The organism is Weissella sp. LMG 11983, assembly GCF_025908495.1.
GTDB lineage: Bacteria > Bacillota > Bacilli > Lactobacillales > Lactobacillaceae > Weissella > Weissella fermenti.
Genome location: NZ_JAOZFD010000001.1, coordinates 152,574 through 177,038 on the forward strand (window position 1 = coordinate 152,574; position 24,465 = coordinate 177,038).

At 45.5% G+C, this 24,465-nt stretch carries 16 protein-coding genes, 3 tRNA genes and 3 rRNA genes; 3 read left to right on the forward strand and 19 right to left on the reverse strand.

Annotated elements, in window-relative coordinates; genetic code table 11:
* Positions 1-38: 38 nt before the first annotated feature.
* Both alaS and OIT45_RS00940 read right to left on the reverse strand, forming a co-directional pair.
* Positions 39-2,687 carry an alanine--tRNA ligase gene (gene alaS / locus OIT45_RS00935; RefSeq protein ID WP_199404718.1) on the reverse strand — a complete coding sequence of 883 codons (2,649 nt, stop codon included), beginning with the start codon at positions 2,685-2,687 and terminating at the stop codon, positions 39-41.
* A gap of 316 nt (positions 2,688-3,003) precedes the next feature.
* Positions 3,004-4,140, reverse strand: coding sequence for a glycerate kinase (locus OIT45_RS00940; RefSeq protein ID WP_199404719.1), 1,137 nt, complete (start codon positions 4,138-4,140; stop codon positions 3,004-3,006).
* 141 nt (positions 4,141-4,281) lie between these two features.
* Between OIT45_RS00940 and OIT45_RS00945 the strand changes: the two genes are divergently transcribed.
* On the forward strand, positions 4,282-4,947 hold the full coding sequence (locus OIT45_RS00945) for a helix-turn-helix transcriptional regulator (protein WP_199404720.1): 666 nt from the start codon (positions 4,282-4,284) through the stop codon (positions 4,945-4,947).
* A 541-nt stretch (positions 4,948-5,488) separates the two neighbouring features.
* Positions 5,489-5,812, forward strand: coding sequence for a hypothetical protein (locus tag OIT45_RS00950; RefSeq protein ID WP_199404721.1), 324 nt, complete (start codon positions 5,489-5,491; stop codon positions 5,810-5,812).
* A 171-nt stretch (positions 5,813-5,983) separates the two neighbouring features.
* Here OIT45_RS00950 and OIT45_RS00955 read toward each other — a convergent pair whose 3' ends face one another.
* Positions 5,984-7,114 carry a YhgE/Pip domain-containing protein gene (locus tag OIT45_RS00955; RefSeq protein WP_199404722.1) on the reverse strand — a complete coding sequence of 377 codons (1,131 nt, stop codon included), beginning with the start codon at positions 7,112-7,114 and terminating at the stop codon, positions 5,984-5,986.
* 187 nt (positions 7,115-7,301) lie between these two features.
* Here OIT45_RS00955 and OIT45_RS00960 point away from each other — a divergent pair, with 187 nt between their 5' ends.
* On the forward strand, positions 7,302-7,895 hold the full coding sequence (locus tag OIT45_RS00960) for a TetR/AcrR family transcriptional regulator (RefSeq protein WP_199404723.1): 594 nt from the start codon (positions 7,302-7,304) through the stop codon (positions 7,893-7,895).
* Between the two features lie 105 nt (positions 7,896-8,000).
* Here the strand turns inward: OIT45_RS00960 and OIT45_RS00965 are convergent, their stop codons facing one another.
* From OIT45_RS00965 to OIT45_RS01040, 16 genes are all read right to left on the reverse strand, one after another.
* Positions 8,001-9,359, reverse strand: a complete 1,359-nt coding sequence (locus tag OIT45_RS00965) for a DEAD/DEAH box helicase (protein WP_199404724.1) — start codon at positions 9,357-9,359, stop codon at positions 8,001-8,003.
* Positions 9,359-10,309 (reverse strand): DHH family phosphoesterase, encoded by a 951-nt coding sequence (locus tag OIT45_RS00970; RefSeq protein ID WP_199404725.1) that lies wholly within the window; start codon positions 10,307-10,309, stop codon positions 9,359-9,361. The genes OIT45_RS00965 and OIT45_RS00970 overlap by 1 nt, the downstream gene beginning before the upstream one ends.
* A gap of 80 nt (positions 10,310-10,389) precedes the next feature.
* Positions 10,390-11,511: a DNA polymerase IV gene (gene dinB, locus OIT45_RS00975; protein WP_199404727.1), complete on the reverse strand. Its 1,122-nt coding sequence runs from the start codon at positions 11,509-11,511 to the stop codon at positions 10,390-10,392.
* Between the two features lie 66 nt (positions 11,512-11,577).
* On the reverse strand, positions 11,578-11,916 hold the full coding sequence (gene yajC, locus OIT45_RS00980) for a preprotein translocase subunit YajC (RefSeq protein WP_199404726.1): 339 nt from the start codon (positions 11,914-11,916) through the stop codon (positions 11,578-11,580).
* Between the two features lie 34 nt (positions 11,917-11,950).
* Positions 11,951-13,096: a tRNA guanosine(34) transglycosylase Tgt gene (gene tgt, locus OIT45_RS00985; protein WP_003610002.1), complete on the reverse strand. Its 1,146-nt coding sequence runs from the start codon at positions 13,094-13,096 to the stop codon at positions 11,951-11,953.
* A gap of 207 nt (positions 13,097-13,303) precedes the next feature.
* Positions 13,304-13,376, reverse strand: a tRNA-Val gene (locus tag OIT45_RS00990).
* Between the two features lie 4 nt (positions 13,377-13,380).
* Positions 13,381-13,497 (reverse strand): 5S ribosomal RNA (rrf, locus tag OIT45_RS00995).
* A gap of 91 nt (positions 13,498-13,588) precedes the next feature.
* Positions 13,589-16,503, reverse strand: a 23S ribosomal RNA gene (locus OIT45_RS01000).
* 201 nt (positions 16,504-16,704) lie between these two features.
* Positions 16,705-16,777: transfer RNA gene (locus tag OIT45_RS01005), tRNA-Ala, on the reverse strand.
* A 78-nt stretch (positions 16,778-16,855) separates the two neighbouring features.
* A 16S ribosomal RNA gene (locus OIT45_RS01010) occupies positions 16,856-18,432 on the reverse strand.
* Together the 16S, 23S and 5S rRNA genes with 3 tRNA genes alongside form the textbook arrangement of a ribosomal RNA operon.
* 152 nt (positions 18,433-18,584) lie before the next feature.
* A tRNA-Gly gene (locus tag OIT45_RS01015) sits at positions 18,585-18,656 on the reverse strand.
* A 108-nt stretch (positions 18,657-18,764) separates the two neighbouring features.
* Positions 18,765-19,811, reverse strand: a complete 1,047-nt coding sequence (queA, locus tag OIT45_RS01020; protein ID WP_264330237.1) for a tRNA preQ1(34) S-adenosylmethionine ribosyltransferase-isomerase QueA — start codon at positions 19,809-19,811, stop codon at positions 18,765-18,767.
* Positions 19,812-19,816: 5 nt separating this feature from the next.
* Positions 19,817-20,827 (reverse strand): Holliday junction branch migration DNA helicase RuvB, encoded by a 1,011-nt coding sequence (gene ruvB / locus OIT45_RS01025; RefSeq protein WP_199404144.1) that lies wholly within the window; start codon positions 20,825-20,827, stop codon positions 19,817-19,819.
* 22 nt (positions 20,828-20,849) lie between these two features.
* Positions 20,850-21,452: a Holliday junction branch migration protein RuvA gene (ruvA, locus tag OIT45_RS01030; protein WP_199404145.1), complete on the reverse strand. Its 603-nt coding sequence runs from the start codon at positions 21,450-21,452 to the stop codon at positions 20,850-20,852.
* A gap of 407 nt (positions 21,453-21,859) precedes the next feature.
* The gene (ade, locus tag OIT45_RS01035) at positions 21,860-23,524 is read right to left on the reverse strand and encodes an adenine deaminase (protein ID WP_199404146.1); all 1,665 of its coding nucleotides are present in this window, start codon (positions 23,522-23,524) and stop codon (positions 21,860-21,862) included.
* Positions 23,525-23,583: 59 nt separating this feature from the next.
* A complete protein-coding gene (locus tag OIT45_RS01040) occupies positions 23,584-24,450 on the reverse strand; it encodes an IMP dehydrogenase (RefSeq protein WP_199404147.1) in 867 nt (288 codons plus the stop codon).
* Between the last annotated feature and the right edge of the window lie 15 nt (positions 24,451-24,465).

Genomic DNA, 24,465 nt, shown 5'->3' on the forward strand with positions numbered 1-24,465 from the left:
TGCAGCCTCCTTCTGAGGAATTATCCTCTAATCAAATGCTACTTTGCAGCCAACCATTCAGTGGCTTGTGCAAAGGCATCCTTAATACCAGCGGGGTTCTTACCACCAGCTTGTGCCATGTCTGGGCGACCACCACCGCCACCACCGACAGCAGGTGCAATGGCCTTAATCAAATCACCGGCCTTAACACCCTTTGCGATAGCGTCAGGTGAAGCGGCAACCAATAGGTTAACCTTTTCACCCAAGTTAGCAGCCAAAACAAGCACGTCTGATGGTGTTGTTTGCTTCCAGTTATCTGCCGTTGCACGCAAGGCATCCATTGATTCAACAGCCATTTCCGTTGCAATCAACGTGAAGTTACCGGCCGTTTGAACATCGTTAAAGGCAGCATCAGCAGCTTGGTTAGCCAACTTTTGCTCCAATGATGCAACTTGACGCTCAGCATCCTTCAATTGCGCTTGCAAAGCAGCAATCTTGTCGTTAACTTCTGACAATTGTGGTGCCTTAACTTGTGCCATGGCTTCGTTCAACCAAGCATCATGTTGCTTGAACAAGTCCATTGCACCCTTACCAGTAACGGCTTCGATACGACGAACACCGGCACCAGTACCTTGCTCGCTCACAATCTTAAACATTCCCAACTCAGCCGTTGAGTTTGCGTGAGTTCCACCGTCGAATTCGACGTTGAAATCACCGATTGAAACGACACGAACTGTCTCGCCATACTTCTCAGTAAAGACGGCAACAGCACCCAACTTCTTAGCTGATTCGATATCCGTCTCAACCCATGAAATTGGCAAGTTTTCAATAATCATTTCGTTGATCAAGTCTTCGATTTCTTGCAACTTTTCAGCTGAAACAGCTCCGTTGTAAGTAAAATCATAACGCAATCCGTCTTCAGTGACCAATGACCCAGCTTGTGTCGTGTGCTCACCCAAGATGTTACGCAAAGCTTGGTCAAGCATGTGCGTGGCCGTGTGGTTCTTTGACACAGCAGCGTGGTAAGCACGGTTCACTTCAAGCTTGTAAGTCTCGCCAGCCTTGATTTCAGCGTTAACGTTCAACGTGTGCAAGTGTTGTCCGTTTGGTGCGTTTTGCACGTCAACCACTTCGGCAACCACTTCACCAGCCGCGTTGATGACAACACCGCGGTCAGCAACCTGACCACCCATTTCAGCATAGAATGGCGTTACGTCGAAGATAACTTCAGCTTGGCCATCCTTAGCAGAGTCAACCAATTCGTTATCAACAATCAAGTCCGTCAACTTAGCGGCATCGACCGTCAATTCTGACCAACCAACGTACTTTGATTCCGTCTTCAAGTCCGTCAACAAAGCGTTTTGAACACCCATTGAAGCTGTGTTACCACGAGCCGCACGAGCACGTTCTTGTTGCGCCTTCATCTCAGCATCGAAGCCAGCACGATCAACTGTCAAACCAGCATCAGCTGCTGATTCTTCCGTCAACTCATATGGGAATCCGTACGTGTCGTACATCTTGAAGGAAACGGCACCGTCGATAACACCACCGTTAGCCTTAGCTTCTTCGATGACACCATCCAACAATGACAAACCATCAGCCAACGTCTTGTTGAAACGAACTTCTTCAGCTTCAACAACTGAAGCGATGTAGTCTGCATTCTCCAAAACTTCTGGGTAGTATGACTTCATGATCTCACCGACAACTGGTACCAAGTCCTTCAAGAAGACCTTGCTGATACCAAGCTTGCGTCCGTGCAAAACAGCACGACGTAGCAAACGACGGATAATGTAACCACGACCTTCGTTTGATGGCAAAGCACCATCACCGATAGCGAACGTTACGGCACGTGCGTGGTCAGCGATAACCTTGAATGAGATGTCCTTTTCAGGATCCTCGCCGTACTTGAATTGACCTGACATCTCTTCCGTCTTACGGATGATTGGCAAGAACAAGTCCGTTTCAAAGTTCGTCTTAGCGTTTTGGAACACTGAGACAACACGTTCTAGTCCCATACCCGTATCAATGTTCTTGTGTGGCAACTCAGGATAGTCCTTGTTGTCAGTCAAACCAGGCAAGTGGTTGAATTGTGAGAACACGATGTTCCAGATTTCCAAGTAACGCTCGTTTTCACCACCAGGGTAGTTTTCCTTTGGATCGTCTGAGTTAAATTCTTCACCGCGATCGTAGAAGATTTCAGTGTCAGGTCCTGATGGTCCTTCACCGATATCCCAGAAGTTATCTGGCTCTTCGTACAAGTGATCCTTTGGCAAACCAACCACGTTCAACCAAATATCTTTTGCCTCTTCATCGTTAGGGTAAACCGTGACATACAACTTTTCAGGTTCCATGCCGTACCACTCTGGGCTCGTCAACAACTCCCATGCCCAAGGAATAACTTCAGGCTTGAAGTAGTCACCGATTGAGAAGTTTCCCATCATTTCGAACAACGTGTGGTGACGAGCAGTGTGACCAACGTTCTCAATGTCGTTCGTACGAATTGACTTTTGTGCATTCGTAATACGACGGTTATCAGGTACAACCGTACCGTCAAAGTACTTCTTCAAAGTTGCGACACCTGAGTTGATCCACAACAATGTTGGATCATCCTTTGGAATCAATGATTGAGATGGCTCAATGCTGTGTCCCTTACTCTCAAAGAAACGTAGAAACATATCGCGAATCTCAGCTGATGATAATGGCTTCATCTTTCCAATCCTCACTTAAATAAATATCTAAATAAAAACAGACCGCCATTGCATAACAGAGACGCTAACACGCGGTACCACTCTGCTTGCAATGATGGTCTGCATCATTACCTCTTAGGATGCCGTTAACGCGGGCGCACGGCTTGTTTTCACAAGCAGCTAGAAGGTAGCATCAGAAAAGGTTGAGCGTTGTTTACATCATCCACAACGTTTCTGCCGGCTCTCAAACCTTAAATGATATGTCCTTGTTCATTATTGTAACATATTAAGAACTTCTAATAACCGTTTTTGTTTGCTTGAAATGTTTTTGTAAAAGTTATTTGGTATTTAGCAATCGGGCGATGTTTTCAGCCGTTCGGGTTAGATTTGCCTCACCGGTCTTCATCGCTGTTGGCAAATCGACTGCACCCGGCACAATGCTGAACACGGCATCGATTCCCAACTCATACAATGCTTCAATGCCATCCCCAACGTAGCCAGCTAACCCAATCACCTTCGCATTTGGTGCGGCTTGCTTGATTGCTTGCGCTGCACCTATCGGGGTCTTGCCATATTGGGTTTGAAAATCAATTGCGCCTTCGCCAACAAATGCAACGTCCATATTAGCAGCTTTAGCAACCAAATCCGTTGCTTCAACAACCAAGCTAATGCCTGACTGCATCTTAGCCTGAGTGAATGCCAACATACCAGCACCCAGCCCGCCAGCAGCGCCAGCACCTGGTGTGTTAGCCAAATCAATGCCCAGTTGGGACTTAATAACTACGGCATAATTCGTCAAAGCCGCATCCAATTCGGCAACCATTGCTGGTGTGGCCCCTTTTTGCGGTCCGAATACCGTTGACGCACCCGTTTCACCAACCAAAGGATTAGTAACATCTGACGCGATCAAAAATTCAGATTCGGCAACACGAGGATCAAGATTGCTCATATCAATCTCATGCAACGTTGCTAGTGCCGCACCACCGCGAGCAACTTGCTGCCCATTTGCATCAAGGAATCGAACACCCAAAGCTTCAGCCATGCCAGCACCACCGTCGTTAGTAGCAGAGCCACCCAGCCCAATAATGAAGCGACGCATGCCACGGTCCAACGCATCTTTAATCAATTGCCCCGTACCGTAAGTGGTCGTAATCAATGGGTTCTTCGTTTCTGTCGTCACGAATTGAATACCTGATGCGGCCGACATTTCGATTACAGCCGTTTGTTGGTCACCCAAAATACCGTAAAAGGCCGAAACGGTCTCGTCCAATGGGCTTTGGACATCGGCAGTGATAATTTCGCCCTCCGTTGCATCAACAAGGGATTGAACAGTTCCTTCACCGCCATCAGCCATTGGCACTAATTCATATTCCGCATCTGGAAAAATCTTTTGTAAACCGGCCTGAATTGCTACAGCCGCCGCTTTCGCTGTCATGCTCTCTTTGAATGAATCTGGTGCAATTACAAATTTCATATCATTTCCTCACTGGGTTAATCGTAATCCGAAAACCGCGCCAAATCAAGGCTGGTCAACGACGTAACTTATTACTTGCTTGTACTATATGCGTCATTCCGACAGACTGTTAATCAGTAAGTGATATATCAGGAGGACATTATGGAACTAGGGACAAAGTTGAAAGAGTTACGCTTGGCGAATCAACTCTCACAAGAACAAGCCGCCGAAAAATTACACGTAACGCGCCAGGCAATTTCGCGTTGGGAGAATAACAAAGATACGCCTAGTTTGATGACTTTAATTGAAATAGCAGATGCATACGCTGTTGAAATCAGCGAACTCTTCAAATCCGATGCATACCAAACTGCAACCAAAATCGACACAAATATTAAGCACTCAAAGTGGTACCGACTGGGATTTTGGTTGATAGTTAGCGTTGTTGCCGCATTTTTGATTACGCTATCAATGGGGCGATATTTCCAAATCGGTTTAATCGATCGATTTAATCCATTCTTACCCATGAAAACTTCATATGCAACAGGTCCAAAACACTGGTCAACACCAGGTAAACAATTTGCGACCGAAGCAATTAGTGATCCGTTTGGTGAAAACACAGAAATTGTAAGCGTAACAATGGACTTGATTGACTCACCACATAAAGACAATATTATCGTCTTGCAGCATCGAGGCTCTTACGTGAAAGCATCGCGTTGGATCGATTTAACCGATGTGCCTAAGCCAATTAGCGCTAATATCAGCAAGACCTACCATAAGCCAAACCACCGAACGTACCAAATTATGCGTCACTCTTCACCCTTTAGTTAGACATTCAACACCGCGAGCAGTCGCGGTGCTTTTTTATACGCATAACTTTCTATTCACTTCGTGTTAATTAATACATAGTTACATTTTACTTCCTTTTGATATTGTTTAAGTATGATTTAGCAAGACAAAGGAGTCGTTAAATGTGGTTCATATACAGTTTACGTAAAAGCGCAACAGTCATGGGTACTTTGTTTTTAGCAATGCTGATTTTGGGTCTCTTTTTCCCAGGCATAACCGAGTTAACTAACTGCCGCAAAATCTATTTACTCGTATTTTGGGTTGCCGTCCTAATCGGTTATACATACAAAGAATATCGCGTAACCAAAGGGGCAAAATAATGAAACCCATCTTATTTTGGGCATTAATATTGGTTATCGATTTCCTAATCGATATTTTTATAAACCCTACCTGGCCTTCATTATGGCACTTTTTGGTTAAGTCAACGTCTGCAATTGCAATTATTGTCATTGTTGTATTGGCTTCTAAGGACTCAAAAAAATAGTTGCTTATATTTTATTACGACCTATAAGGAGTCATTTAGATGGATTATTTCAAATCATTAATAACTAGCTATCAAGAAATGAACAACATCCCCACAAATACAGTTCGGATAGCCAAATTAAATGATTCTAAATTCGTTCATATCTCTCGTTTATTTGCTAGAGATAACTATTTTCAAGGATTCGATTTACTACAGGCAATTAATAATTACATTAGCCAGGTAAACGGCCCAATCTATCATATGCAGGTTGTATACCGTGATGATGGCCAGGGTCAGTACTTAGAAAAAATCTATCTTGAGTTCTCACTTGCAGACTACGAAAAACTTAATGTGGCATTAAAACAGGTCTTTGAACCAAAGTAATATTGACTATTTTAATCAGATTTATCAGCCCAAAAACAATGACCTCACACCGTACGAATATCGGAACGAGGCCATTGTTTTTTCTGACTTTATGTCATAAATGCAAATTTATTATTTCATCTGTCAACCCGACAGGGACTGGTGTAATCCGGCCGCTTCTGATTTTATTATCTAAGCAATCGCTTGCTTGGTTGGCTTATAGATTGAGGTGAATAACAATCCTGCCCCAATTAATGCTAGCCAAAGCAAATTTTGAGTGTTGCCATTCCAGAAGTTCACGTTGTAATAAACGATGCCCTTCATACCATCAAGCAAGAAGCGCATTGGCAACCATGGCATAACATATGCTGAGTAGAAATGTGTCAACATCTCTGGTGCTAGCGTCATAAGTGGTGCGGCAAACAACATCAACAAGGCAAATACCGGGACACCTGCCATGCCGAGCCATGACATAACACCAAGCATCAAAAGTTGGAATGCAAACGAAGCAAGTGACGCATAAAACGCAACAGTCACAAAGTTATCATAGTTATAGTTCAAAATAACATGCGCAAATTCAGTGGTTCCGAAACCAGAAGCAATGGCAACGACGGCCATGACCAGTACTTCAACTCCTTTGTTGCGCCAAGCGTGCTTAAAGTCGTCCGTCGCAATCCCCTTTTGTGCAAAGAGTAGCATCACTGACCCCAACAAAGCGCCCATCCAAACTGGTTGGAAAAATGCCGTGCTGGCAGTTGGCTTGTTAGTCGTGGCGTGCATCACCTTTGTTGATACGGCAACCGGTTGGGCCAACACCTTAGCAGTAGCGGCTGGCACAGGCATATTCATCACTTGCATTTTATCAAGCACTTGTGTCCCCATTGCTGATCCAACCTTAGTTGTCATCATCGTCAAAGCATTCTGAACACCTGCTGCAGCCGTTGCATTCTTGGCTTGATTTACAATAATTCGCATTTCTGGCTTCGTTGGGTTTGGTGTCGCCAATGTCATCACATTTTGAGCGAAATTAGGTTCGATAACCAAAGCCCCATAATACTTTTGATCATCCATCGCTTGCTTAACAGCCTGCTCACTTTTAACAACGGTCCACTTAATGGTCGTGGCATTCGCACCACCAGTCGTCGTCACACTCGTCAATTGCTTAACAATTGCCTGACTCGTTGTTGACTTGTCTGCATCGACAATCGCAATTGGCAAATTTTTAGGTGCCGTGTGCGTCGTCGGAATTTGTGCAACCATCAACAATGCCCCCATCACTAGGGCCACAACCAACGCAATAACGTGAAACTTATTCTTGAACATATCAATAACTCCTACATCATTATTTCCACCAAATTTTAAACATGCTGTTCAATTTGCGACACGCTGTTGCTCTTGAACAATGAGTAGTATATGCTTACTGGTAGTTATCGAACAGACACAAATTGCGACGATATGTTGCATTTTCAACACAGTGTCCTAATTTGTTAGAAATTGAGGTAAATAAAGGATGTACGAACACAAAAAAAACCAAACTCGGCAACAAATTTTAGACTCATTCGTGGCACTCGTTCGGGAGAAAGATGTGTCAAAAATTACGATTAACGACATCACGACCGGTGCACAAATCAATCGTGGCACATTTTATCGCTATTTCGACGATAAGCTAGACTTAATTGAAAAGACGGAAAAATTGATTTTTGACCGCATTGAAGCATCACTGCATGAAAACATCTTAAACGGTAAAATTAAATCGATCTCGCAAATAGAATTTAGCTCATATCGTTTAGAACTACTAGGTATTTTGAAAGATAATGCGCCGTTTATCAGTGCAATGCTTAGTACCAACGGCGATTTAACCTTTGAATCGCAATTAATTATTCATATGCGTAACTTCTCGCGGATCGGCTTAGCGGCCCTTGGTGTCAACATTGACGAAACAACCGACTCGCGCGAATTGACACTACAATTTATGGCAAACGGCATCATCGGTCTCATTCGTTATTGGTTGAGTCATGAAGACATGACCATCGAAACCGTCGCCACAACAATGGACGGCATTATGTCGAACGGCATTATCAGTACGTTAAGTGGTACGGATTAACCGCCAGCTCTAACAAATAAAAAAGTTCTGATTCGGCTAAAATTGCCAAATCAGAACTTCTTTTTTTATAGACTCGCTTCGGTTGTGGCGGGCTACGAACAAGGCTTACTTTTCGTTCGCCTTCTTCTTCGCCTTTTTAGCGGCGCGGAGTGATTGACGCTCTTCGAGACGCTTCTTGTACTTTGCGTCGCGGGCAATCGCTGCCTTAATTTGACGCTTGTAACCAGGCTTAACGTTCTTCTTCTTCTTCTTGACCATTCCGATCATCGTTGGGTCAAGCTTAACCGTTGACTTTGAACGTTGCTTACGACGACGACGGTCGTAACCAGGTTTCAACTCACCATGTGAGTACGTCATTGGCTCGAATTCAACTCCCATGGCTTCAACCGCTTGCACGCGATCTTCCTCATCAGGGTTGTAAATCGTAATCGCTGTTCCTTCCATACCGTTACGGCCAGTACGACCAACACGGTGCACGAAGAATTCCAATTCAGTAGGAATACCATCGTTAATGATCAATGATACACCAGGAATATCAATACCACGAGCAGCCAAGTCAGTGGCAACCACGTATTGGTAATCCAAGTGTTGGATTTGTTGCATGGTACGCTTACGTTCACGTGGTTGGATACCACCGTGAATTTCAGCAACCTTCAAACCACGGTTACGCAATGACTTGGTCAACTCACGGGCACGTTCCTTCGTGTTCGTGAAGACCAAAGCCATGTATGGGTTACCCATCGTCAACAACTCGTAAACCAAGTCGTCCTTCTTCATTCCCTTCGTACCAACCAACAAATTCGTGATAGTTGGAGCGATAACCGTTTCCGTTGGGATTTCTTCGATAACTGGGTTTGTGAGGTACTTCTTCAAGAACGGTTGCAACTTTTGTGGAATTGTTGCTGAGAAGACCAACATTTGCAAGTCTTCTGGCATTGCACCAGCGATTGCGTCAACTTCAGGCAAGAATCCCAAGTCCATCGTCATATCCGCTTCGTCGACAACCAATGTGTCTGCCGTGTGGATATCCAATGCCCCAGCCGTGTACAAGTCCTTGATACGACCAGGTGTTCCGATAACGATTTGTGGTTGTGAGCTTTCCAATTGATGCAATTGACGCGCCTTGTCAGTACCACCAACGTACAAACCAATGCGTGGTTGTTGGTCAACTGGGAAACCAGTGCCCAATTGCTTTGCCGCTGCATAGATTTGTTGCGCCAATTCACGTGAAGGCGTTGTAATAACGGCTTGCACCTTTTGAATTGATGGGTCGTACTTTTGGAAAATAGGAATCAAAAATGTGTGTGTCTTACCAGATCCCGTTTGTGATTGTCCAACGACTGAACGTCCTTGCATGACAACTGGAATCAAGCGTTCTTGCACCTTTGTAGGCGTTGTGAAACGAATTTCTTCCAACGCTGTGTAAATTTCTGATCGTAGGTTGTAGTCAGTAAACTTCGCCATTATGCTTCTGTTTGCTCCTTCAATGTTTGATCGGCTTCACGAATGATATCGTTAATTTCATCCATATCCTTTGCTAAGGCACCAGAGGCGAACTTGTGTCCACCACCGCCGTGACGCTTAGCAATTTCGTTAATCACCGTGTTACGTGAACGGAGTCGTACGCGGAAGTACCCTTCATCTTGCTGCTCAAAAACAGCCCAGGCCTTCGCCGTGTTAATCTTTCCTAGCAATGGCACGATAAATGCGGTACCAAATTCGCCAAGATTGAAACTCTCTACGACTTCATTCGTCAAAATAATATAGTTAAAGCCATTTTCAGTCATGACCATATTGCTATAAACGTAAGCTGATGCACGGGCAGCTTCAAGTGAAATCGTATCCATTCGTTGGTTAATCTCGAACCAATCAAAATCGTATTTCATCAAATCTGCCACAACCTGCATCGTTTCAGACTTTGTTGCATACAAAAAGCGGCCTGTATCGCCGACAATTCCAGCATACAAATATGACGCACCCGCATCAGACAACTTCAATTCGTCTTCAAATTCCTTGTAGAAGGCGTAAATCAAAGCTGATGTTGATGACGCACCCTCTTCAACCCAATTAAAATCTGCATATGGGTCTTCATTTGGGTGGTGGTCAATCTTAACTAACGTCTTACCGTAATCAAAACGGCGGTCATCAATACGTGGTTCATTAGCCGTATCGGTAACAATAACTAAGGCGTTATCGTAAAGTGAGTCTGGAATATCTTCCATGTCACCCATCCAAGCCGAGCTAGGCACTTGCTTCCCCACAACGTGGACATGCTTATTCGGGAATGATGTCTTAATCAATTCAGCAAGACCAAGTTGTGAACCAAATGCGTCGGGGTCTGGACGTTGATGACGGTGAATAATGATTGTATCCGCCGCCTTAATTTGCGCTAAAATTGCTGTTTGCGCTGTCATGTTGCTTTCTCTATTCTATCTAGTTTACTTACGTTGCTTTTATTAGTATAGCAGAAAATGGCCGTAAAAACGCGTTGTGGTTAGTTATCATACAGATTCAACGGAATATTTTCAAACGTCAACGGCGCCAGATTCGTCATCGTTAAGCCAAGCAAGCGAATCGGCTTTTGATACCCACCTAATTCTTCCCAAATGTCTTGTGCTAATCGCACAAATTCTGTGGCATCATTTGGCAAGAAGTCCGTCTGTGTAAAGCGACGTGTCTCTGTGTCAAAATCTTCGTCACGTACTTTCAAGACCAGTGTTTTACCGTGCATACCGCGTCGTTTAAGCGACTGTTCTAGTCGCTCGGCTAATCGTTTAAACTCCGCCTCAATCTGCTCCTCAGTGTCCAAAAATGGCCCGTACGTGTGTTCTTTACCAATCGACTTACGCTCACGTTGCCATTCAACCGGACGGTCATCAACGCCACGAATACGCCGGTAAAAATCATAACCCATCCGACCGAAGTGCTGGGTTAATGTTGTTTGATCCATCTCGTATAAGTCACGCCCCGTATCCACACCAAGTTCGTGCATCTTTATGGCTGTTTTCTCTCCCACGCCACGCACGTCTTCAATTGGTAGCGCATCTAAAAATGGCCGAATATCCGCCTCACGGACAACTGTGAGGCCAACCGGCTTGTTATGCTCAGAAGATAACTTCGCTAAGAATTTATTGAATGAAATCCCAACTGAACTCGTCAACGACAATTCTGCAAAAATCGTTTGTTGCAACTCATGAGCCAGCGCCACCGCATTCGTATGTCCCGTTTTATTCTCGGTCACATCCAAATAAGCCTCATCGAACGCTATAGGTTCAACCTTATCTGTATAACGATGAAAAATATCATGAACCTGTTGTGACACAGCACGATATTTTTCAAAGTTAGGATCCAAGAATGTTGCGTTTGGCGCTAATCGTAATGCTTCAGCTGCACTCATCGCTGAATGGACACCTAACTTTCGTGCAACATAGTTAGCTGTCGCCACCACACCACGGCCACCATTCTTACGCGGGTCATGCGCCAAAATTAATGGCACATTTGCAAGAGCGGGATTATCACGGATTTCCACTTGGGCATAAAACGCATCCATATCCACGTGAATAATTTGTCGATCTGTTTTTAAATGTACTGGTATCTCTAGCAAATCAGCCATGATAATCTCCTTTCTTCCGAGCTAATAAAAAGAATTCAAGCTGCACCCTGCAACTCGAATTCTAAAAAATTACTTTTCGTCTTCTGAAGCTGTCTCGTCGGCCTTAACTTCTTCAGCAACTGGTGCTTCAACAGCTTCAGTCTTAGCTTCAGCAGCCTTAACAACTTGGCGGATAGCTGACAACTCGAATACCAAGATAACACCTTCAGCATCCAAGTCGAAAGTCTTAGCTTCCTTGTTAACAGCAGCAATCTTACCGTGCAAACCACCGATAGTAACCACTTCAGCACCTGGTTGTACGTTGTTAATCATCTCTTGACGCGTCTTTTGTGCCTTTTGTTGAGGACGAATCATGATAAAGTACATGGCTGCCACGAAGACAATCAAAATCAAAATGTTCATTGACATAGTAGTAAATCTCCTAAAATTTTAATAACAGTAATTAGAACAGACGGGCGTTTGCGTTGTTATAACCGTAGTTAGCCATAACCTCTTCACGGAACTCAAGTAGTCGATCTTCCGCAATTGCTTGGCGCATGTCTTCCATCAGCTTCAACAAGTAACGCAAATTGTGCACTGAGGCGATGTTTTGTGCATACAACTCATCAGCCTTAAACAAGTGGTGCAAGTAAGCCTTGGTAAAGTTTTGTGAACCGTAGTCTTCCGTCTCGGGGTCAATCAAAGAGAAGTCATTCTTGTACTTTGAGTTCGTAATCACGATACGACCCTTAGATGTCATCAAAGTTCCCTTACGCGCAATACGCGTTGGCAAAACTGAATCAAACATGTCGATACCACGGATAGCACCGTCAATCAATGAGTCTGGTGCTGCCACACCCATCAAGTAACGTGGCTTGTTCTCAGGCAAGAATGGCACCGTGAAGTCTAGTACACGGTTCATTTCTTCCTTCGTTTCACCAACTGACAAACCACCAACCGCATAACCAGGCAAATCAAGTGATACCAAATCACGGGCTGATTGCTTACGTAGTTCACGAAAACCAGCACCTTGCACGATACCAAACAATGCTTGATCCTCAGGACGACGGTGCGCTGCCATCGCACGCTCAGCCCAGCGTGAAGTACGCTCAACTGAGTTCTTCACGTAGTCATACGTTTCGAAGTATGGAATCGCTTCATCCAATTGCATCATCACGTCAGAACCCAAGTTGTTTTGGATTCGCATCGCAACTTCTGGAGAAAGGAACATTTCTTCACCATTGACGTGGTTACGGAAAGTAACTCCCTCTTCCTTAATGTTGTTACGCTCTGACAATGACCAAACTTGGAAACCACCAGAATCAGTCAAAATTGGGCCATCCCAATTCATAAACTTGTGCAAGCCACCAGCTTCAGCAATCAATTCATCACCAGGACGTACCCACAAGTGGTATGTGTTAGACAAAATGAATTGAGACTTGATCTCCTTCAATTCACGAGGTGAGACATTTTTAACGGTTGCTTGTGTACCAACTGGCATGAACATTGGGGTCATTACTTCACCGTGTGGCGTTGTAATCTTACCCAAACGTGCACCAGTATGCTTTTCAACGTGAAGCAATTCGTACTTCACAGCATAATCTGACATGTTTCGACTTCCTTCCTGACACATCTGTTAAATGTGCTAGCATACTATTTTCACCCGCTAACTAAAGCGGTAAATAAAAACTAACTAAGAACTATTATATCAGAAAGAACGCCCGTCTTAGGCGCAATTTCCAGAATAAATGAACTTTATGTGTAAACTGTGATGTTTGATGGTACAAAAAAACCACCAGATAACTGGTGGTTAGGATGGACGTTACAGGGATCGAACCTGTGACCCCCTGCTTGTAAGGCAGGTGCTCTCCCAGCTGAGCTAAACGTCCATGTGCATCGCGACGTCCTATCCTCGCAGGAAGCGATCCTCCAACTACTTTCGGCGCTATTGAGCTTAACTTCTGTGTTCGGTATGGGAACAGGTGTGGCCTCAATGCCATCGTCACGACACGGTATTTAATTGAGAAAATATTAGCTCTCTCAAAACTGAATCATAATTTGTAAATCAAACTTCGTTTGAGCCTTACACCACGTTTTCAACTTGGTTAAGTCCTCGAACCATTAGTACTAGTCCGCTCCATGCGTCGCCGCACTTCCACTTCTAGCCTATCTACCTCATCATCTCTGAGGGGTCTTACTTCATAAAGAATGGGAAATCTCATCTCGAGGCGAGTTTCACACTTAGATGCTTTCAGCGTTTATCTCATCCGTACATAGCTACTCAGCGATGCTCCTGGCGGAACAACTGATACACCAGAGGTACGTCCACCCCGGTCCTCTCGTACTAAGGGCAGCTCCTCTCAAATTTCCTACGCCCGCGACGGATAGGGACCGAACTGTCTCACGACGTTCTGAACCCAGCTCGCGTACCGCTTTAATGGGCGAACAGCCCAACCCTTGGGACCGACTACAGCCCCAGGATGCGATGAGCCGACATCGAGGTGCCAAACCTCCCCGTCGATGTGGACTCTTGGGGGAGATAAGCCTGTTATCCCCAGGGTAGCTTTTGTCCGTTGAGCGATGGCCCTTCCATGCGGAACCACCGGATCACTAAGCCCTACTTTCGTACCTGCTCGACTGGTAAGTCTCACAGTCAAGCTCCCTTGTGCCTTTACACTCTGCGAATGATTTCCAACCATTCTGAGGGAACCTTTGGGCGCCTCCGTTACCTTTTAGGAGGCGACCGCCCCAGTCAAACTGCCTGCCAGACACTGTCTTCCACCACGCTTAGTGGTGCGAGTTAGAGTGGTCATACAACGAGGGTAGTATCCCAATGACGCCTCCACCGAAACTAGCGTCCCGGTATCTACGGCTCCTACCTATGCTGTACAAGCTGCACAAACACTCAATATCAAGCTACAGTAAAGCTCCATGGGGTCTTTCCGTCCTGTCGCGGGTAACCCGCATCTTCACGGGTATTTAAATTTCACCGAGTCTCTCGTTGAGACAGTGCCCAGATCGTTACGCCTTTCGTGCGGGTCGGAACTTACCCGACAAGGAATTTCGCTACCTTAGGACCGTTATAGTTACGGCCGCCGTTTACTGGGGCTTCAATTCGTACCTTCGCCGAAGCTAAGCACTCCTTTTAACCTTCCAGCACCGGGCAGGCGTCAGCCCCTATACGTCATCTTACGATTTTGCAGAAACCTGTGTTTTTGATAAACAGTCGCCTGGGCCTATTCACTGCGGCTCAGCTTTCGCTGAGCACCCCTTCTCCCGAAGTTACGGGGTCATTTTGCCGAGTTCCTTAACGAGAGTTCACTCGCTCACCTTAGGATGCTCTCCTCGACTACCTGTGTCGGTTTGCGGTACGGGCAGGTAAACACTAACTAGAAGCTTTTCTCGGCAGCGTGACATCACGGACTTCCCTACTTTATTTCGGTCCTCATCATAACTTGTCCTTAAAAGATAAAGCATTTAACTCGATCTAAGACTCATTATTTAACCCAGCATATCCAGCAGCTGGGATCCGTTAGCCTTCTGCGTCCCTCCATCGTTCAAACATGTTCACCTGGTACAGGAATCTCAACCTGTTATCCATCGACTACGCCTCTCGGCCTCGCCTTAGGTCCCGACTAACCCTGGGAGGACGAGCCTTCCCCAGGAAACCTTAGTCATACGGTGGACAGGATTCTCACCTGTCTTTCGCTACTCATACCGGCATTCTCACTTCTAAGCGCTCCACCAGTCCTCACGGTCTGACTTCATCGCCCTTAGAACGCTCTCCTATCGCGCCACTTACGTGGCACCCGTAGTTTCGGTGGTGTGTTTAGCCCCGGTACATTTTCGGCGCAGAATCACTCGACTAGTGAGCTATTACGCACTCTTTAAATGGTGGCTGCTTCTAAGCCAACATCCTAGTTGTCTATGCAACTCCACATCCTTTTCCACTTAACACACACTTAGGGACCTTAACTGACGATCTGGGCTGTTCCCCTTTCGACAATGGATCTTATCACTCACTGTCTGACTCCCGGACATACGTGATTGGCATTCGGAGTTTATCTTAATTTGGTAACCCGAGATGGGCCCCGCACCAAAACAGTGCTCTACCTCCAACACGCTACATTCCGAGGCTAGCCCTAAAGCTATTTCGGAGAGAACCAGCTATCTCCAAGTTCGATTGGAATTTCACCGCTACCCACACCTCATCCCAGCATTTTTCAACATGCACGGGTTCGGGCCTCCAGTGCGTTTTACCGCACCTTCACCCTGGACATGGGTAGGTCACCTGGTTTCGGGTCTACAACAACATACTAATTCGCCCATTTCAGACTCGCTTTCGCTACGGCTCCGGTCTTTCCACCTTAACCTTGCATGGTATCGTAACTCGCCGGTTCATTCTACAAAAGGCACGCTATCACCCATTAACGGGCTCTAACTTCTTGTAGGCACATGGTTTCAGGAACTTTTTCACTCCCCTTCCGGGGTGCTTTTCACCTTTCCCTCACGGTACTGGTTCACTATCGGTCACTAGGGAGTATTTAGCCTTGCGAGATGGTCCTCGCGGATTCCGACCGGATTTCACGTGTCCGGCCGTACTCAGGATCCTGACGGGAGGTCAACACTTTTCGCATACGGGGCTGTCACCCTGTCTCGCTCAGCTTCCCAGCTGATTCTGCTAAATGTTAACTTTGTAACTCCACAATGTCAGTCCTACAACCCCAAAGTGCAAGCACTTTGGTTTGGGCTCTACCGATTTCGCTCGCCGCTACTGACGGTATCGATTTTTCTTTCTATTCCTGTTGCTAATGAGATGTTTCAGTTCACAACGTCTACCTTCAACCTAACTATATATTCATTAGGTGATAACTTGCATAACAAGTTGGGTTCCCCCATTCGGAAATCTCCGGATCAAAGCTTACTTACAGCTCCCCGAAGCATATCGGTGTTAGTCCCGTCCTTCATCGGCTCCTAGTGCCAAGGCATCCACCATGCGCCCTTAATAACTTAACCTATCAACTGACGTTGATGATATAAGTTTGAGTATGTGGCTCAAGGCCACAAGCGATTTTAAACTAATTTAAAAAACTCAAAAAATTACGCGGTGTATTTTTTCGGCTCAATTTATATTGATTAACAATATTAAATGAATTTAAAAATTTACAATTATGATTCAGTTTTCAAAGATCTAATATTGAAACCCGTAGGTTTCAATGGAGAATATCGGGATCGAACCGATGACCCCCTGCTTGCAAAGCAGGTGCTCTCCCAGCTGAGCTAATTCCCCATGATGTATTTAATTGAGTGTAAGTCACTCAAAACTGAATATCGTTTCGTGAATGTGTAGGTTTCCGATTTTCCTTAGAAAGGAGGTGATCCAGCCGCAGGTTCTCCTACGGCTACCTTGTTACGACTTCACCCTAATCATCTGTCCCACCTTAGACGGCTGGCTCCCGAAGGTTACCCCACCGGCTTTGGGTGTTACAAACTCTCATGGTGTGACGGGCGGTGTGTACAAGACCCGGGAACGTATTCACCGCGGCGTGCTGATCCGCGATTACTAGCGATTCCGACTTCATGTAGGCGAGTTGCAGCCTACAATCCGAACTGAGACGTACTTTAAGAGATTAGCTCACCCTCGCGGGTTGGCAACTCGTTGTATACGCCATTGTAGCACGTGTGTAGCCCAGGTCATAAGGGGCATGATGATTTGACGTCATCCCCACCTTCCTCCGGTTTGTCACCGGCAGTCTCACTAGAGTGCCCAACTAAATGCTGGCAACTAGTAATAAGGGTTGCGCTCGTTGCGGGACTTAACCCAACATCTCACGACACGAGCTGACGACAACCATGCACCACCTGTCACCTTGTCCCCGAAGGGAACGCTCCATCTCTGGAGTTGTCAAGGGATGTCAAGACCTGGTAAGGTTCTTCGCGTTGCTTCGAATTAAACCACATGCTCCACCGCTTGTGCGGGTCCCCGTCAATTCCTTTGAGTTTCAACCTTGCGGTCGTACTCCCCAGGCGGAGTGCTTAATGCGTTAGCTACGGCACTTAAGGGCGGAAACCCTCAAACACCTAGCACTCATCGTTTACGGTGTGGACTACCAGGGTATCTAATCCTGTTTGCTACCCACACTTTCGAGCCTCAACGTCAGTTACAGTCCAGAAAGCCGCCTTCGCCACTGGTGTTCTTCCATATATCTACGCATTTCACCGCTACACATGGAGTTCCACTTTCCTCTACTGCACTCAAGTCATCCAGTTTCCAAAGCAATTCCTCAGTTGAGCTGAGGGCTTTCACTTCAGACTTAAATAACCGTCTGCGCTCGCTTTACGCCCAATAAATCCGGATAACGCTTGGAACATACGTATTACCGCGGCTGCTGGCACGTATTTAGCCGTTCCTTTCTGGTAAGATACCGTCACACATTGAACAGTTACTCTCAATGTCATTCTTCTCTTACAACAGTGTTTTACGAGCCGAAACCCTTCATCACACACGCGGCGTTGCTCCATCAGGCTTTCGCCCATTGTGGAAGATTCCCTACTGCTGCCTCCCGTAGGAGTATGGGCCGTGTCTCAGTCCCATTGTGGCCGATCAGTCTCTCAACTCGGCTATGCATCATCGCCTTGGTAAGCCATTACCTTACCAACTAGCTAATGCACCGCGGGACCATCTCTTAGTGATAGCAGAACCATCTTTTAAATAACAACCATGCGGTTGTCATTGTTATACGGTATTAGCATCTGTTTCCAAATGTTATCCCCTGCTAAGAGGTAGGTTTCCCACGTGTTACTCACCCGTTCGCCACTCTTTGCAATGTCCATCGTCATATCTGAGCAAGCTCTTCAAATCAGTTGAACCACAAAGCGTTCGACTTGCATGTATTAGGCACGCCGCCAGCGTTCATCCTGAGCCAGGATCAAACTCTCAATTTGAAGTTTGAGTATAACTCAATTTTTGTTGTTTAACAGAAGTTAAACGAATTTACTAGCGAATTGACTTCGCAAATGTTTTTGCATCAAGCTTAGCTTGATGACCCTACACATTTGTTTCATCGAAACGATATTCAGTTTTCAATGATCTACAAAGCGGACGACGGGAATCGAACCCGCATTCCCAGCTTGGAAGGCTGGAGCACTAGCCATTGTACTACATCCGCATGAATGCTTTTATATAACTTGTTGCCTCAACAACATAATATATATTACACATCCATTCATGAATCGTCAACCCCTTTTTTAAAAGAAGTTTGAATTCGTTTTATTTTCTACTTGTGAACGTACATCGCATCCCCAAAACTAAAGAAGCGATATCCTTCAGAAATAGCGTGTTGGTAGGCATTCAAGATGTTCTCACGACCCGTAAATGCTGCAACCAACATCACCAAAGTTGACTTTGGCAAGTGGAAGTTTGTAATGAACGCATCAACGACCGTCCACTTATAACCAGGCTTGATAAAGATATCCGTCCAACCTAAATCTTCGCGTAGTTCACCATTAAACTTTGAACCAATTGTCTCAAGAGTACGGATAGATGTCGTACCGGTTGCCACAATACGCCCACCATTGGCCTTCACGTCGTTCAGCGTTTGGGCTGCCTCAGCTGACAATTGGTAGAACTCTGAGTGCATCTTGTGATCCTCGATGTTCTCCTCTTCAACTGGACGGAACGTTCCCAAACCAACGTGCAACGTCAATTCAACTAACTTAACACCCTTATCAGCAGCCTTTTGCAATAGCTCTGGTGTCCAGTGCAACCCAGCCGTTGGTGCTGCAGCTGATCCATTAACCTTTGAGTAGACCGTTTGATAACGTTCCTTATCATCTAGCTTCTCTTTAATATATGGTGGCAAGGGCATTTCACCAAGTGATTCCAAAATCTCCAAGAAGATACCATCGTACTTGAACTCAATCATACGGCCACCGTGTTCAAGTTCTTCAGTAACCACTGCCTTCAACGCACCGTCACCAAAGACAATTTCCTGACCGACTGGGTACTTCTTAGCTGGCTTTACCAACGTCTCCCAGACATCACCATGATCTTGGCGCAACAACAAAACTTCTACGTGACCACCAGTTCCTGGGCGCTCACCATAAAGACGTGCTGGCAAAACACGTGAGTTATTCATAACCAACGCATCCCCAGGATTTAAGTAATCCAAAATATCATAGAAGTGTCGATCGTGTACTTCACCCGTTTCTGCATTCAATTCCAACAAACGTGACCCATCGCGTTGCTTCAATGGCGTTTGTGCAATCAACTCATGTGGCAAATCATAATCAAAATCTTCAAGTGTATAGTGTTGTTCTGTCATCTCAATTAACCCTTCTTCTCAACAAACGGTAGTCCTAAGTGTTCATACGCTACTTGCGTCACCACACGTCCGCGCGGTGTACGTTGCAAGAAACCAATTTGCAGCAAGTACGGCTCATACATTGATTCAATCGTATCAACTTCTTCACCAATATTAGCTGCAATGGTATTCACACCCACCGGGCCACCTTGATAGTACTCAATCATTGTGCGCAAAATCTTGTGGTCAACTTCATCTAATCCGGCACTATCAACCTTCAACAAATCCAACGAGAAGTTAACCATTGCGTCATCGATGTCATCACGTTGCTTCACCATTGCGAAGTCACGCACACGACGAAGCAAACGATTTGCGACACGTGGCGTACCACGTGATCGGCGTGCTAATTCAATCGCACCCGACTCTTTAATCGTCGTATTAAAGATATCAGCTGATCGTTGAATAATCTCTGCTAACTCACTTGTTGTGTAATACGCCATGTGTTCCACAATACCAAAGCGATCACGCAACGGTTGTGACAACATACCAGCACGCGTTGTTGCACCAATCAATGTGAATGGTGGCAATGGGAAGTGAATTGGTCGGGCAGTTGGTCCTTCACCAGCAATAATGTCGACGTAGAAATCTTCCATCGCTGAATAAAGCATTTCCTCAACTGTCTTAGGCATACGGTGAATTTCATCAATAAACAACACATCGCCCGGTTGTAATTCGTTTAGCAAGGCCAACAAATCACCCGACTTTTCAATCGCCGGTCCTGACGTGGTACGCAAACCCACGCCCATTTCATTCGCAATTACCATCGCCAATGTCGTCTTACCTAGTCCGGGTGGCCCATATAGTAAAACGTGGTCAAGTGGCTCTTCACGTTGGCGCGCCGCTTGAATATAAACTTGCAAACGAGCCTTCAATGGTTCTTGACCAATGTACTCACTCAACGTTGATGGGCGAAGTGACTTTTCAATCATTTCCTCACCGAAATCAGCCGCCGTGTCACGTAAAATATCGTCAGCCATCTAACAGCCTCCTTTCGGCCTATTATTGTAGTAACTTCAAACCTGCACTGACATACGCCGCCGTATCCATTGGTGCTTCTTTAGCCAGTGCCTTTTCAACCTTATTAACATCTTTCTTCGCATAACCAAGCGCTTCAAGCGCCAACAAAGCATCCGTCAGCTCTGGGTTGTCGTCATTAGCTGGTTGCGTTGGCAAAATCAAACCAAGATCAGCATCATCATTAAATGGCAAATCACCGAGCTTGTTTTGCAAATCCAAGATGATTTGTTGCGCCGTCTTCTTACCAATTCCTGGAAACTTAATCAAGAAGTTCACGTCGTTATTGGCAATTGCGCTTACCAAACCACTATGGTCAGCATTTGCTAAAATAGCCAAGGCTGACTTCGGCCCGATACCCGACACGTTTAATAGCTTTTGAAATAGCAATTTTTCATCAGCCGTAATAAAGCCATACAACGATTGCTCATTTTCACGAATAATTTGTTCAACGTAAACGCGTTCTAATTCATTCAATGGAAAAGCGTATGGATTGGCAACTAAGACGCGATAGCCAACGCCACCAACTTCCACAACGATGTAATTTGGCGCAATATCAGTAATCACACCATTCAAATACTCGTACATCTATCTTCTCCCTGTTCATTTACTTAATTCATATTGTACCAGAAATTAAGTTTTCCCGAACAAGAAGATACAAATCCAACAGTTTAAAGGTGTTGCGCCAACTTGGCATCATAATCCGAATGTTGTTGTATCAAATATGACACACCGAAAATACTTTTAGTTAGTCAAAACTATTATTCCTAGTTTTCTTTCACAATTCGTTCACAAGTGGTGGCTATTATAAGTATATCGACTTGATGTTAACCGAATTACAAACCCATGTAATTCTGCAAGTTGATTCGTCACCCACATGGCGATTGATTTTGCTTTCCCAAGCGAATCTACTCAATTAACATATCTCTTATAAACCTACAGCAAAAATGGACCAAGTCTTCCCGACTCGGTCCATTTTTGTTTACCATCATTTTCTATTCAGCATCAATACCGATGAATGACCATGTGTCAAAATCAAACAATCCTTGATCCGTAATCTTCAAACTTGGAATAACTGGCAATGCCATAAATGACAATGTTTGGAAAACGTCAAAGTCAACATTGCAAAGTTGCGAAATCTTAGCATGTAGTTCGCGGGTCTTGGCAACCGTCGTTTCAACCGATGCCGTTGTCATTAAGCCACCAATTTCAAGTGGCAATGCCGTAACACCCCCCTGGCCGTCAACAACAACCATACCACCACCAATTTCACGTAACGCATCAGCTGCCTGAACAATCGCTTCATCACTAGCCCCAGCAATCACCACATTATGCGAATCATTTGAGAAGGTTGTCCCAACGGCACCTTCACGAATACCCAGACCGCGAATAATACCAACCCCATTACCCAAATCATGGTAACGTTCTGCCACCGTAATCTTTGCAAATTCTGCATTTGGGACAAATTCATGCGCCTCATTCATTGGTACATCAACAATGCTGTGTTCTGTATCAATATGAAAAGGCTTCACGTCTATAACGTGAGCACGGCCCGTCTTTAGTGGCAATACCAAATCAGCTTCAACCAATGAAACATTCATCAAGTTAGTTGCGAATGGTCGTGGTTGCACCGGTTCATGCTCATCGATCCATTCACCATTGACCATTGTACGCGTTGGCTTCAGCGTCTTTAAGTCACTCACCACAACTAAGTCAGCCACATACCCTGCCGTTAACGCACCAACATTAGTGAGGTGATGTGCTTCAGCAGCATTCAATGTCGCCATGGTTAGGGCTAACTCTGGCGACATCCCCGCGTTCATCGCAACACGTACGCTGTGATCAACCCCACCATTTTCTGCAATATCCACTGCTGTCTTGTCGTCAGTTGCAAATGAGAATTGCCGTTGATTTTGCGCATTAATCGCTGGCAAAATTGCCAATTCATCTTGTTCGACCGTGCCCTCGCGAATCAAGATGTGCATGCCTAGTGCTGCTCGTTCAGCAGCTTCTTGTGCATTAACCGCTTCGTGATCAGTATCAATACCTACATTACAGTAATCCGCAATTTGCTCAGACGTTAGACCAGCGCCGTGTCCATCAACCGTTTTATGTGCAGCCAACGCATCGGCAATTTTCTGCATCATATCTGGATCTGCATTCGCCACTGCTGGATAATCCATCACCTCGGCCAACCCGCCGACATCTGGATGATCATAAAACGGCTTCAAGTCAGCCGCATGCAATGCTGCCCCAGTTCGTTCGAAATTGGTGGCCGGCACTGATGACGGCAGCATCACATGGTAGTGAAACGGTGTACGACCAGCTTCATCCAACATGTATTGAATAGCTGGTGCACCAGCAACACTTGCAATCTCATGCGGATCAATGAAAGCCCGGGTAATGCCGCGGTCCATAAAGACGCTCGCCAAAGTTGTCGGCGCCAAAGTCGTACTTTCAACGTGCATGTGTGCATCAATCAAGCCTGGAATCAGGTACTGACCTTGCGCATCATACGTTTGAGTTGCAATACCGTCAATTGGTGTACCCAAGAAAACAATTTTGTCACCAGTTACCCAAAGATCTGTCTCAACAAATTTTTGATTAAAAACATCAAGGACTTTGGCATTCGTGATATGCCAATCTGCCGTTACTGTCATTTCATTACCCCTATGTATACAAGAAAAGTGCGGCAAGCCGCACTTTCGGTTTAACTGTTCTATTGCTTGGCGTAGTTCGGTGCTGACTTTGTCAACTCCACATCGTGTGGGTGACTTTCAGCCAAACCAGCCGCTGTGATTTGGACAAATTGTGCGTTAAGGCGCAAATCATCAATCGTTGCTGAACCAGTGTAGCCCATGCCTGAACGGAGACCACCAGCAATTTGGAACAAATCATCAGCAGGTGTATCACCAATAATATCTGTGTCGACCATAACAGCCACTGCACCAGCAGCCAAGGCCTTTACGATATCACCTGAGTAGCGAATACCAGCGCCCAAAACAACGCCAGCATCAAATTCACTCGCAACTTCAGCAACTGCCATCGTTGTCGTGACCGTATAAACTGGTTGACCTGGCAAAGGTGCGACCTTAACCAAATCGATGCCTGTTTCAAACAATCGGTGGGCTGTCTCGGCATCAGCAACTGGTCCAGCCATAATCGTCAATGGTGGGACTTGTTGCGCCAACAAACGCAATGTGTCGATTGCTTGGTCAAGATTGTCATCCAATACGAAATCAATTAGCTTTGCACCAGCTGCGTGGAGCATAACGGCCGTCTCAAACGCATCAACTTCATTTAAAACTTCGACCCCAACAAGTGTCACTTCATCATCAGCGACCATCGCTTGTACATATTGTAATTGCGTTCCCCCAGCTGGCAAGACTGCCAGTGCACCGTTTGCAGCAAATGCTTGTGCCATCCCCAAATCAGTCATTGCTGGCGCCCCAATCACCGGCAAAGCCTCTTGCACATCAGCTGACAAATTCGTCGCCAATGACACGGCGTTTGGCAAAACGTTTGATTCACTTGGTACCAACAATACTTGATCCAAACTCAATCCAGCTACTTCTGTTTCCATCATGTTTAAACTCTCCCC